The sequence below is a fragment of the Sulfurimonas sp. genome (assembly GCF_026991475.1).
Classification (GTDB): Bacteria; Campylobacterota; Campylobacteria; order Campylobacterales; family Sulfurimonadaceae; genus Sulfurimonas.
Genome location: NZ_JALXBK010000086.1, coordinates 1 through 14,274 on the forward strand (window position 1 = coordinate 1; position 14,274 = coordinate 14,274).

The 14,274-nt window shown below is 37.6% G+C and carries 5 protein-coding genes and 1 pseudogene; all 6 read left to right on the top strand.

Going from position 1 to position 14,274, the window contains the following annotated elements:
• The first annotated feature begins 119 nt into the window (after positions 1-119).
• Positions 120-2,189, top strand: coding sequence for a molybdopterin oxidoreductase family protein (locus MV589_RS07190; RefSeq protein ID WP_297433395.1), 2,070 nt, complete (start codon positions 120-122; stop codon positions 2,187-2,189).
• 1 nt (position 2,190) lies between these two features.
• A complete protein-coding gene (locus MV589_RS07195) occupies positions 2,191-2,520 on the top strand; it encodes a YraN family protein (RefSeq protein ID WP_297433396.1) in 330 nt (109 codons plus the stop codon).
• Complete coding sequence (locus tag MV589_RS07200) at positions 2,517-4,352, top strand: 7TM diverse intracellular signaling domain-containing protein (protein WP_297433397.1); 1,836 nt, start codon at positions 2,517-2,519, stop codon at positions 4,350-4,352. The genes MV589_RS07195 and MV589_RS07200 overlap by 4 nt, the downstream gene beginning before the upstream one ends.
• Positions 4,349-5,014 carry a response regulator gene (locus MV589_RS07205; RefSeq protein ID WP_297433398.1) on the top strand — a complete coding sequence of 222 codons (666 nt, stop codon included), beginning with the start codon at positions 4,349-4,351 and terminating at the stop codon, positions 5,012-5,014. Before MV589_RS07200 ends, MV589_RS07205 begins: the two co-directional genes overlap by 4 nt.
• A gap of 68 nt (positions 5,015-5,082) precedes the next feature.
• Positions 5,083-13,863, top strand: a complete 8,781-nt coding sequence (locus MV589_RS07210; protein ID WP_297433399.1) for an Lcl domain-containing protein — start codon at positions 5,083-5,085, stop codon at positions 13,861-13,863.
• Between the two features lie 79 nt (positions 13,864-13,942).
• Positions 13,943-14,274 (top strand): annotated as a pseudogene (locus MV589_RS07215) (YeeE/YedE thiosulfate transporter family protein); the annotation flags it as partial.

Genomic DNA, 14,274 nt, shown 5'->3' on the forward strand with positions numbered 1-14,274 from the left:
TACTATTCCTGATTTTTAAAGAATATTTTTCAAGGACAAATCCTCGCTTCGCTCTGAGCCTTAAAAAACATTCTTTAAAAATCTTGTTGTACTGCCGCAAGATAAGAGATGGAGAGTAAATGGAAAATATAGAAACAATAGACAGTGTATGTACATACTGCGGTGTTGGATGCGATATAGCGGCTCATGTAGATGTCAAAGAGAATAAAATCAAAAAGATTTTTGCACATCCTGATGGAGTGGTTTCGCAAGGAAAGCTCTGCATTAAGGGTAAGTATGGGTATGATTTTGTGGATGCAGAGGATAGATTGAGAGTTCCAAGAATTCGTAAAAGTTTCTTGGAGAAAAATCCTACTATAAAAGATGCTGTCAGCTCTGCTTTGGTGGATTTTGATGAAACTTGGTATGAGTGTGATTTGGATGCGGCTACGACAGCATGCGCTATGAAGCTTAAAGAGATTCAATCGGAGTATGGACGCAAAGCTGTTGCTTCCATTGGAGGGGCTCGTACATCTTGTGAGTCTTCTTACTTGTTTCAAAAATTTACACGTCATACTTTAAACTCCCCTCATGTAGACAACTGTGCGCGTGTCTGTCACTCTCCATCCCTAAAAGGTATGCGTGCAACCATTGGTGAAGGTGCTGCGACAAATCCTTATAATGATATTTATAATACTGAATTTATGATAGTCATAGGCTCAAACACAACAGAAGCACACCCTATTATTGCAAATCGTATTTTGGATGTGGCTCGTAAAAATGATAACTTGGCTGTATTTGATGTACGTGAGATAAAATTACACCGCTTTGCAAAGTATAAAGCAATAATGCCGCATGAAGCAAATCTTCTCATTTTAAATATGCTTGCATATGTCATCATAGATGAAGAGCTTTATGATGAGAATTTTATTGCAGATAGAACAAAAGGATTTTTAGATTTTAAAGAGAAAATCCTTAATGACCCTTATGCAAATCCTGACTATTTTAATGAATTGGAGGGTTATGAGTATCTCTCTAAAATGGTGAGAAAAGTTGCGCGTGAGTATGCACTCAAAAAATCAATGATATTTTGGGGACTTGGCATTACAGAACATTTAGACGGCTCTTATGCAGTAATGGCAATAACACATCTTGCTCTTATGACAGGCAACATTGGTAAAGCAGGAGTAGGACTAATGCCACTTCGTGGGCAAAATAATGTGCAGGGAACATGCGATATGGGAATGTTGCCATATTATGACCCTGACTATCAAGAGCCAAAAGAGGTTGGGCTGATGACTCCACAGCTTGTTGATGAGATGTTAGAGGACAGATTAAAAGCAGTGCTTAATATTGGTGAAGATTTGACGCATATTCATCCAAATCTGAATAAAGTTGATAAAGCATTTGAGCATCTTGATTTGCTTTTTGTGCAAGAGCTTTTTATGACTGATGTTGCAAATCGTGCTGATATTGTTGTGGGTGTAAAATCAGCTTATGAGAAGACAGGCGTTTATATAAATGCAATTCGTCGTCTGCATCTTTCTCAGCCACTCGTCAAATCAGATTTACCAGATGATTGGGAAGTTTTACAACTTCTTGACAATAAAATGGGTGGTAATGCCAACTATGAAACAAGTAAAGATGTATGGAGTGAGGTGCAACGTGTGGCGTATCGTCGTTTTAGTGGTGCAGATTATCATAGACTTGAAAAACATCGAAAGCGTGGTCTACAGTGGCCAGTTCATACAGAAGATACTCCTATTTTACATCAGCTGGATTTTAGAACAGATGACGGTTACGGACACTTTAAATACCATCAATACAAACTGCGTGGTATGGTTGAAGAGATAGTAAATAAAAAGCTTACAGGCTATCATCTTACCACAGGAAGAACACTTGCTCACTACAACAATGCAGCACAAACCAAACGCAGCGAGAAGTTAAATAAGCACTACGATGAGGATATTTTACTTGTATGTGAAGAGGATGCGGCTGATTTTACAAGTGAGCGTGTCATTCTTAAGAGTGAATGGGGTGAGACAAATCCTCTTAAAGTGAAAATAACGGACAAAGTACAACCAAAAACTCTCTTTACAACTTTCCATCATGCAGAGTCAAAAATAAACAATCTCTTTGGAGATAAAAGTGATGAGCTTATCTTGACCGCTGCGTTTAAGTCGGTGCAGGTTTCAGTCATTAACTGTTAAGATGAGCAGAGCAAAAGGAAATATTGCAGAAGAGAGAGCTGCTGCGTTTCTTATTGAGAATGGTTTTAGCATTGTAGAGCGAAATTTTTATTCTCGCTTCGGTGAGGTTGATATTATCGCTTCAAAGAGTGATGTAATGCACTTTGTAGAGGTGAAGAGTGGTGAAGATTATGAGCTTGCTATTCAAAATATTACTCCTACTAAACTCTCTAGATTTACCAAAACGGTCTATGTCTATTTGAAAAAGAGTGCTTTGGATGTTGATTTTTGCATTGATGCGCTTATTGTAACTCCGCACAACATTGAGCTTTTGGAGAATATCACACTATGAAGACTTCACATCTCTTTACATTTATACTCTTGTTGCTATTTCTACCTCTTTCTTTAGTCCATGCTGCTATTGATGTAAAAAATATGGACAGACCTCTACTCTTATCGAGTAAAATTTATGTCGATAAAAGTGGCAAAACTTTTAAAGAAATTGTGAAGAGTGCAAAGTTTATACCCTTTAATAAACAAGAGATAAACTTAGGATTTACTCGTAATACCACATTGTGGATTCATTTCACTCTTTATAATTCAGGTGAGAAAAAAGAGACAAAGATACTGCAGATAAGAAACCCTCTTTTAGAAGATGTTTCACTCTATAAAAAAACTCAAAAGCTACAGCATAAGGGAACACTCTACCAAAGCATACCACGAGATGAGCTCCACACCATATTTGAAATAAGAGTGCAGCCAAAAGAGTTACAAGAGTACTACTTAAAAGTACGCAACACTACAACAGCACTGCGTTTAAGTATAAGGCTAAAAGATAAATTAGACTATCTTAAAGATGAATACCATGAGCAAAACATCATTTTTATATTTTTGAGTATTCTCGGATTGCTCTTTTTGTATAATTTTGTTCTCTACCTCTACACAAAAGAGAGAGTTTATGTTTTTTATCTCTTGTATCTTTTTGCACTGCTTTTTCAGCAGTCAACATATTTGGGTATTACTCAGATGTTTGCGCCTTCTTGGTTTGTCTATTATGACAATTTAGCTGTGGTTTTTAAGGTCAATTTACTTTTTATTAGTGCTGTTTTATTTGCAAAGAGTTTTTTGCAAACGCAGCGATATGAAAAAATAAACAAGATTTATAATGCTATTTTGGCACTTGGACTGATAGAGATTCCACTCTTTGGCTCGCCGTGGTTCTATCTGCCTGAGGTCTCAATTGTAACAGCACTCTTTTTTATCTATTTTAATATGTACGCAGCAATTTATATCTACAAACATGGGAAAAAAGAGGCACGTTTTTTTGTGGTGGGCTGGGCATTTCAGCTTGTTGGTTTTACTTTGATGATTATTGATGGACTAGGCTTTACTTCCATAATGGGAGAGCTTACAGATATAGTGATGTTTTTAACGGCTTTAGAGGCAATTGTGCTCTCTTTGGCATTTATTGACCGTTACAGTATATTTAAAAAAGAAAAAGAGAGGCTCGATACTTCGCTTATGCAAGAGTTGCAAAAGCGTCAAGAGATTGTGGAGCTAGAGGTGCAAAAAGCGACAGAAAAACTTAAAACATCTCTTGAAAATGAGAAAAATCTGCTTAAAGAACTGCATCATAGAAGTAAAAACAACCTACAGTTGATACTTTCGCTTGTGCGTATGCAAGAGGATGAGACAGAAGATAAGGTGCTGTGTTTAGGGCTGCAAGAGTTGGAAGGGCGCATTAATTCCATTGCCAAAATCTACACGATGCTTGACATCAAAGAGGATCTGCAAAGAATTGATATGGCTGCTTATATTGAAGAGTTATGTGAAGACATAAAAGCCCTCTCTCAAAAAAATGTCACTTATGAGTATGATATACGAAATATATTGTTGCCTTTACGCAGTGCAGGGTATGTGGGACTCATTGTTAATGAGTTGGTGACAAACTCCATTAAATATGTACAAAAAGAGCAGATAAGCATTCACATAAAGATGTATGAAAAAGAGGGGCGCTATGTACTGCGTTTACAGGACAACGGTGCAGGCTTTTCATTAGATGATGCAGCAAAAGAGCATTTGGGAATGAAGCTTATTGTCGCACTTGTTGAAAATCAACTCCACGGTACATTTACGCTGCAAGAAGATAGAGATTTTAACTGTACGATAAGGTTTAGTGAATGAAAAATGTTGTAATTATTGAAGATGAGAGTATTGTTGCGATGGAGATTGCAGGTTTTGTGCAGAGTTTAGGTTACAAGGTTGTAGCTACTTTCTCAAACGCAGCGGCATGTCTGGCACTTTTGAAAAAAGAGGCAGTTGATTTGATACTAATGGATGTTTATATTGAAGGAGATATGGACGGCATCGCATGCGCGGCAGCGATTCAGTCGTGGCAGAAGATTCCTGTTATTTACATTAGTGCCTTTAGTGATGATGAGACTCTCGAGCGTGCCATTAAAACCAAACCGAGTGCATACCTTGTAAAACCATTTAATAGAGAAGAGTTGCGAGTAGCAATGAAAATAGCTTTAAGTCATGCGCAGGAGCATCAACGAAGAGGTGATGTAATCTTTGACGAAGAGTTCTCTTTTGATACCCAGCGTGATGAGTTACTTCATAATGCACAGAGTGTTCATTTGACAAAAAAGGAGTTAGAACTCCTCAAACTCTTTTTAAGTACAAAAAACAATGTGCTCTCCTTGTATGAGATAGAAAATGAAATATGGCCAGATAAAGAGAGTAATGAAAATACCCGTAGAGCCCTTATTAGCAGGCTTAGAGCGAAACTAAACTATAAGTTTATAGAGACCATTCACTCCATAGGATACAAGCTACACATCTAAATTGCAATGTTTTTGCAATGACATCGTTTTATAATTGACAGATAGTAACTTAACTGTAGGAGTTAGTGATGTTAATTAAAAAACATATATTTTTCATCCTCGTAGTAGCTGTTGTTACTGCGTTTAGCGGATGTAGTGATGGGGGTGGTTCGAGTTCTTCGAATACGAATCAGAGTAGCAACACAACAGGATATTCTCAAAAGGGGCCATTTATGAATGGTTCTGTTGTTACTCTTTATCAGATACATAATGGTGAGCGTGATAGTGATGCTAAATTTGTAACACATACAACAGATGACAGAGGAAGTTTTGTGCTCATCTCTGACTGGTCTGGAGTGGCTGAAATAGTGGTCAAAGGTGCATACCTCGATGAGAATACAGGGTATTATGTAGAGGGAGGAGAACTCTCTGCTGTGGTAAATATGACGCAGGGCTCGCATAGAAATTTCAATGTAAACATATTTACAGATCTTGCTGCAGTACGCATTAAGGCTCTTTTAAAAGAGGGGAAAACATTTGAAGAGGCACAGCAGTCTGCAAGCGCTACAGTGCAAAAAATGTTTAATCTTGAGCTTTCTGATGGCACAAATCTTACAGATTTGGATATGACGCATAATGATACGAAAAGCAGTGTTGACAATGCACAACTTTTAAAGGTTTCAGCAGCACTTTTAAGTACACAAAATCCACAGGCTCTGCTTGATACTTTAAAAGAGAATCTTGCGACGGCTGGTGAGTTGCAAATAGATGGAAAAGCTGCACTGCAGGCGATAGCTAAAAAGCTTCCGGAAGTAAATATGAATCAGGTTGGAGCTATTGTGGGTGATGCAGTTGGAGATTTATCACACACTCAAGTGCCGGTATCTCCTCATCTTTTCGCTGGCAAGCTGCCTTTGAATGTAGATTTGAAGTTTAATGAAAAAGTAGATGTTCCTCTGCACTCCTCTGCACGCTCAAATGAAGTGACACTTGCAGGTTTTACGGGAAGGTTAACGCTACACGTTTTAGATGGATCAGCGTGGATTTTGCATACAAGTGGTACGCAGGAGCATCTTACAAATAATAAAACAACAACAGCAGAAGCAGGTTCTGTGCTCTATCTTGATAGTTTTATCTTTTCATCATATGATACACGAAGTACAACTACTCTTAATGTAAGTGGACGAGAGTTCTACTTTACTGCTGTTAGCGAGTCTGATCCAAACGCAACAAATGACAGAACTCCAAGCAGTTTTGATTTAGGAGAAGCACTTAACGCAGAACCTTCGAGTGAAGTTACAAGTAAGACAATTACAGTTACGGGGCTTTCTCAAGGTGCCAAAGTAGATATGAACATTACAAATGGACGTTATTCTCTGAATGGTGCTTCAAAAAGTACAGCTCCTATAAAAGTCAAAAATGGTGATAGTATTGTTGTTTATGTAACTACAAGCAATCAGTTTTTAACTAAACGCAGCGCAATACTCAACATTGGAGGTGTGAGTGGTGAATTTGCGACAGTAACAAGAGTCAAAGATATTACACCTGATGCTTTTAGAGTACCGACTATTTACAATGTAGAACGTAACTCTCAACATGAGAGCGCATTTGTTGCAATGAAAGGATATGAGGGTGGACTTGACTTAGATATAGAAGATGGTGAGGCACAGTTAGAAGGCGATAGCCAATGGGTGACACATATGAGCGCTGTCCCTGTAGGTGTAAAGATAAAATTTAGACAAAGAGCATCTTCAGAGTTCAATAAACGTTCATACACTTCTATAACTCTTGGAACCTATCAAACATATTTCAAAACTGTAACAAAAGCAAATCCAAATCTTATGAGCAGTGTGCCAAATGTTGTAGAGTTTAGAAAAGTTTTTGATGTGCCTGTAGGTAACGGTGCTGTTAGTGATGTTGTAGAGGTAAGTGGAGTAAGTGCTCCAGAGGGTGTCAAACTAAGAATTTATGATGGCCTACTTCAGATCAATGGTGGAGAGTGGAAAACGGGTGTTGTTTCAGGTGTTAAATCTGGTGATACACTGCGTTTAAGAATAGATAATCTTTCAAAATACAACACAGAATACAGAGCTCTGTTGCATTATCTTGATGAAAATGGGACAGGGCATTTTATGGGAATGTTTCAAGCCTTCACGGCCGAGCAGGATACTACGCCTGATCCTATCTCTTTTGTATATGTACACGATGCAGATTTTAATCATGTATATGTATCGAACGAAGTGACTATTTCTGGTCTGGATGATGATGCTAATATATTGGTGAATATCGTGGGTGAAGCACAAGGGAGCGCGTATCAGTATAGTGTAAACAGTGGTGCTTGGCAAAATACACCGGGAAGTGTTGTGCTGAAAAATGGCAATAAAATAAAACTAAAAATATACTCTTCAAGCGAGCAGGGTACAACATCAAGTATGTTTGTAACCTTTAATGACAAGCTGATTCCATACAGAGTAATAACAAATATTGCCCCTGAGTTTTTAAACAGTGTTTTATTCGACAATCTTGAGGTAAATAATACTATATCTTTTACACCACAGGTAAAAGATACGCAAGTGGTAACTTTTAGTTTGGAAAATGCACCTGATTGGTTAAATATAAATACAACAACAGGAGAAATATTTGGCAAAGTGGCTTCTGGAAAGTATAAAAATGTGAAGCTAATAGCAACCGACAGCGGTGGACTCTCAAGTGCATTGATATTTGATTTGTTTGCAGATGTCGCACCGACTATTTCAAGTAATAGTTTTGGACAGATTTTCTATCAAGATGATACGGCAAAAGAGAAAAATATATTTACCTTTGCATTTAAAATCGCTGATACAGATAACAATATTTCAGATTTGAATGTCACTTTGAGAAATGAAATTACGCATGAAAACCTTCCTCCTGATGGTATTAACAGAGGCTTTAATGAGAGTAGAATTACCTGCGATATGGATGGAAACTGTGGTGCTCGCATATCGTTTTATTTTTCACGACAAGATGGTTTGCATCCAAGTATGCGTACAAAACATTATGTTACAGTAAGCGATGGAGATAAAAATGCTACAAATTATGTAGAAGTGTGGTTTGCACCTGTTAAACCAGAGCTTAGTGGAGAGACACAGCAAAGCATTGGGTTTGTGACAAAAGCAGAGAATGCCTATAGACACTATGGTTTTGTGCCAGATAATGCAGGAAATAAAGCAGAGAGTTGGAGTATAGCAAACAAGCCCGTCTGGGCAGATTTCAACACAAGCTCGGGAGAGTTGAGTGGAACGCCTTCACTTGATCAAAACGGTACATATAAAAACATTCAAGTAACAGCAACAAATGACAGAGGGAGTGATACTTTTATATTTTCTATTACAGTTGTTGATAAAACACCACCAAAAGCCTTTGAATTAGAAGATTATTATGGAGTTGAACTCAATAAATACTACGATACATTTTTAACAGTAGATTGGTTGGCTGATGGGCAAAGCGCGGCTATTAGTAGTAGTGGTTATGGGGGACAGGCAACGCACAGTGGTTTTGCGGTTAATGGTGAGAGTGATGTAACGAGTGTTAAAAATGGAGATATTGTAAGAGTAGGGCATCTCTCCTCAAATGAGTACGATACTGAATTGCATACAACTATAACTATTGGCGATGACAGTGATGATTTTATAACGCGAACAAAAGCTTCTGCAAGTACAAAAATTCCTCTTATAGTGGGAAGTCCAAAAATGAGTGCAAATATTCATGAGCGCTACAGTTATATACCACAAATGAGTAATGATACAACAAAATATGCTCCTGTAACAAAACCGTTTGAAATTCAAAATAAACCGGACTGGGCTGCGTTTAACACAGCAACCGGTGAGCTAAGCGGTACGCCAACAGCGATGGGAGTATATAAAAATGTGAAAATAATTGCTCATGGTGACAATGGTATGGATGATATTACTTTTGACATTTCAGTAAGTAATGATGGACCATCAATGCATAGTAGTAATTTGAGTTTAGAGAATGAAAACTTGGATTTTACCTACAATGACAATAGTGACTGGAGAGGTAAAATAACTGAAGTCTCTCTATTTGGATGCGCTATGCAAAGCACTGCTACTGTATTAGAGAGCACTGATTATACCTTTAGTGAAGGTGCGTTGCAGTTGCATGTTTCAAGCTCAAATAATGTTGCACTGCATGTCCCAACTTTTGGTGGATATAGACTCATTATAAAAGCGACAGATTATGTAGATGATAATGTATACACAGAGATGGTTTTAGATGGACAATATGGTATAAGTGCAACACTTGGTGCATCTACAGCACTGACTGAGGAGAACCTCGATGGTGCAAAAGTACAAATTGCACTCAACAATGCTTTGAAATTTAAAGACAATGTTTTAGATAGCAGTAACTTTACTCTTACACAAGCGCCAGAAGCGACGCATATTACAAACGCAAGATATATAGATGCAACACATGCTGAGCTGACACTCTCTTATAATGGTGTAGATTTTGACTCTGATGCACTACTCAGTGTAGCCATTAACACAAATGAGCTCAATACTCCATGTGCAAATATAACTACAAGTACAGTTCCAGTAGTGGCAATCATAGAAAAACCTTACATCAATATGCTCTATCCTGATGATCCAAGCGCAGGTGATAAGTTTGGTATTAGTGTAGCTGATAGAAACGGCACTATTGCCGTTGGAGCAAGTAGTGGAGTGTATATCTTTAAAAAAGGGAGTGATGGCAACTATACACAAACGCAAAAAATCACTCCACCAGAAACTCTCAACACAGTGAGTAGTTTTGGAGATAGTGTAGCTCTTGATGGTGATTATTTACTCATAGGTTGTATACACAATAATCTTACTGAGGATGCAAAAGAAAACGCAGGTGTCGCTTTAGTCTATAAAAAAGATGCAAATGGAGTTTATCAACAAATAGCAGACCTAACACCTGCGGATAATGAAGCGTATGATAACTTTGGAAATGCTGTTTCTATAAGTAAAGATATGATACTTGTAGGTGCAGAAAATGCACTTAGAGAGCCAGACCGTGGCGGTAGAGGAAAAGCTTATTTGTATAAAAATGACGGAAATGACAACTTTACATTAGTAGAGACCATTACAAGAGACAATGGAAAACCTTTTGATGGTTTTGGTCATGATGTAGCCATTACACATGGTGTTGTAGGTACAAATGAAGAGAACACTTCATTTATGCTTGTTGGAAGTTATGTTCTTCCAGACTATGATTCTGCAACAAATACAACAGATACAAAAGAGGAACTAGGTGCAGGTTTTGCAAACTACTACCTTTATAAAGATGGTATGCTCTCCGACCCTGTTGTCGTAACTGCTGATGACAGTACAACACTCTCAGACCACTTTGGTTCGGGTGTTGCACTTGGCGGTAATCTTGCTGTGATAGGCTCAAGTGTGAGACTTTACAGCTACGCACGAGGTGAGGGAGATGCTCTTAATGCAGGAGTGAAAATAGAGAATGCTGGAGCAGGCATCAGCGGTGGTAATGTTGCTGTTAATTTTACAGGTTATAACAATAAAGCAAGAAATGTCATAGTCGCCGGTAGAAAAAGTTTTGTTTCAAACGAAGAGAGCTCGGCATATACAGCGTATGAGTCTCGTCTCAATGATAATGATGATTTAGGCTATAGTGCTTCGTTGTCAGGCTTTGAAGTTGCACGTGGTGACTACTCGAACAGTGATTTAGTCTCTAACGGTGGGGCAGTGCTTGTGACAAATGCGTATGAAAATATTACAAGTACAACAAGTTCAGCAGCAACACCTCCAACCATAAGTGAGCCAGAGTATGGTTATGGACTCGCTACAGATTATGTGGACTTTGCATTTGCTGCAGATGATACTTGGAAAAATGCCATTACAAATGTGCTTTATAAAGCGGGAGCAAATGCTGAGTATGTAGTACTTGATGCTAATGACTACACAATCACGGCAGACAATAATATTCGTCTACAAACAGCACAATCGACAAATGTTGCACTCCATACACCGTATGAGTCTCATGGCTCTTTACTTGTTAAAGCAGATAGCTATCTTGATGATGTTGTGACTATTAGTAGAGTTGGAGGGGGTTCTCATGCTATAAAAGTAGAACTCTCTTCAGATACAGCTTTAAATGAGAACAATCTTGACGGGGCGGTGATTCACATCGCTCTTGCTAACACGTTAGAGTTTACAGATTCTGCTTTAGAGAGTGTGAACTTTAGACTTGTCGGTGCACCAACGGGTGTGAATATTGACACTGTTGCATACAGCGATGCAACACATGCAGATGTGACACTTGCGTTTGATGGAACAGATTTTGATGATAACGCAACGCTTGGCATTACACTAAACGCAGCGGAGTTAAATGCTTATGAAGGTGTTGCTTCAGAGAATACTTTAGAGGTTACAGCAGTTGTTGAAACAGCAGCAGATGGTGTAACACTTCAAGCGGTTGACCCATACATAACATACGCGCGTTTTTGGTATGATAAAAATAGTAATGGACAAGTAGAAGATTATGAACTCTCTACATATTCAGATGAAAATGGTAGTTTTAGTTTTAGTTTTAGTACGAGTGTAGATGATGCTAGTCTTATTACTATGATAGAGAGTGGTCTGCATAATGGACGACCTTATGATGGTAACTTAACACTCGAGTACAATGCATCAACAGCTGCGTTTATCTCTCCCGTTACGACTTTAGAGCAAAAAGGTTTCACGCTTGATGAGATACGTACCATGCTTGTAGATGCAGGAGTCTCTAGTGATTTAAATGTCAGTGAGCTCATTATGAATCCTATGGATAGTACACTATTGCCATTAGATGGAAATATGAGTAGCTTTTCTTATGCTGATATAGCTAAATTTAGACGAATATTTATAGGTAATGCAGCATTAAACGCAGTGATAGCAGCACAAGATGCATATGGACTTGATAAAGCATCACTGCAAGATATGCTCACACATGTTTACTCTATGGGTGAAGGTGGAGAAGGATCTCCTGCTCCAACATCGCTTTTAGCATATGGGGTCTCTTTGGGAAATTTTATTTTAAGTGATGGAAATCTCAAAAGTTACAATGCAAGAGGGGAAGCGAGAATTTATGTCTCGATGACAAATCTTCTACATGAGGTAGTGCAAAATTATATTGCTGATAATGGCAGTTTAGATGATGGAATTCTCTATGCTCTTAAAAATAATATTACAGATAACTACTTTAATATTGTAGAGGCAATGACAAATGCTTATGCCGATGCACTTGCTGCAGGTGTGAGTGATCCAAAAATCGAATGGGTATATTTAGGTGAGCATCACAGACCTTTATGGATGCTCTCAGTTACTGATATGCAAAATATATTTGATAATCATGTTTTTAATACGATTGTCATTAAGTATACAGATGCAAACGGTGATGCTCAAAAAATTGAGTTTGATATAGATAAAGAGTACTTAGAAAACTCTACACATTTAGGACAATGGAGCATTAGCAACAGTAAAGTGTTGGCCAACAACAAAGAGATAGAGTTTAGAGGTACTAAATTAAAAATAGATGGAGTTGATTATGATGTTCTTGATGTCGGTAGTTATTTACCTGATGGCTCACTAAATAATTTTTATGAAGAGATTCCAGAGTTTAGCACTATTTCAACTCCAGTCGATGGTGCAAAATATATTGATGTTAACAGCACTTTTATGATGAAAGTTGTTTCAAATACACTGCCAATAAGATTGCAAGAGCATACAAGCTGTTCTCTCTCTCAAGGTTGGAACGGTAATGTAGATGTAAATGTTACTTTTGGATTTTCAAATACAATTGTAGTAACACCTAAAGAAGCACTTAAACATAATCGTCCTTATACATTGAACTGTGGTATAAGCTATGGTGATGATTACGCTGGCAAATCAGTTGGATTTACCTCTGAGGAGTTATATTTTCCGATTTTAAGAACAGGACAAATCGAGAGTTATGATGTCAATGGACAAATAACAAACGATTCTAGTATTAAAGATGATGGGTATTATCAATTTGGACGAGAAGTGATACATGGTGACAATAATGGTACAAATACTGTTTCTGACTCTCAAACAGGTTTAGAGTGGGAAGATGATGGTCAAGCAGATACTAATGGCGCTTCGAGAACAGCAGCTTCATACGGACCTTGTGAGCAGCTTGACTTAGATGGAAAAACAGACTGGAGAGCACCAACAGCTTTAGAAATAATCTCATTATTTAACTTTCAAGGTAGCAGTATTAATGGTTTTGACAATATCTCTACTTCAAGTACAGGATACTGGACTTCAACAAAAGGTTTTGATTCAACGGCCTCTAACAGTGATGAGTATATTTATGTAGTGATGCCTAAATATTCTGACACAACAGATGAAACATACAAAAAAATGCATATGTGTGTACGCATTTATAGAGAGAGTAATACAGATAAAGCAGAGATGAAAAAAGATGGAGATATTGTTATTGATTATAAAGATAATCTTGAATGGTCTGATGATGCTGATGTAAATACAGACAGAACATGGGAAGCAGCAATAAGTAGTTGTGAAAATTCGACTTTAGGTGGTCATGAAGATTGGAGAATGCCAAATATCAATGAGCTTGTAAGAACTGCTGGACATAGTGTAGAACCATCAAGTGATGTGAATCAAGAGGGGTATCCAAATAGTATAAATACAGTATTTACAGCAACAGCATTTGGGGAAGAGTTCTGGTCATCTACAACTGATAACAGTGATACAACGAAGGCCTATTATCTCAATGGACGCTATGGAACAATATTTTCAGTATCTAAAGATACAACAAGAAAAACTAGATGTGTAAGGACAAAATAGGAAAAAATATAACATAATTAGTGCCTATTATCAAATTTTATAGTATAATTGCATCCATAAATTGTTATAAGGATTACTTATGAAAAGAAGATTACCGTGGTGGTTAGGTGGCATATTAATGGCACTGTTACTACTTTTTACTTTCTCTGTTTTTGGAGGAAATAGACCTCTTGGAGCATCAACGTATGTTCCGTACTTTGCTGGAGTTCTGTTTAATATGGATCCAAAAGATTATGTTTACTTGCAACATGTGAAAAATCCTGGTGCTTGGGAAGGTGTTATGCTTCTTGGTTCTTTGTTTGGTGGTTTTTTAACAGCTGTATTTGTTACAAAATCTTTTCGTTTTAGTGTAATGCCAACCGCATGGAAAGCATATAAAAATGGTTCCGTTATTTCTCGTCTTGTATGGAG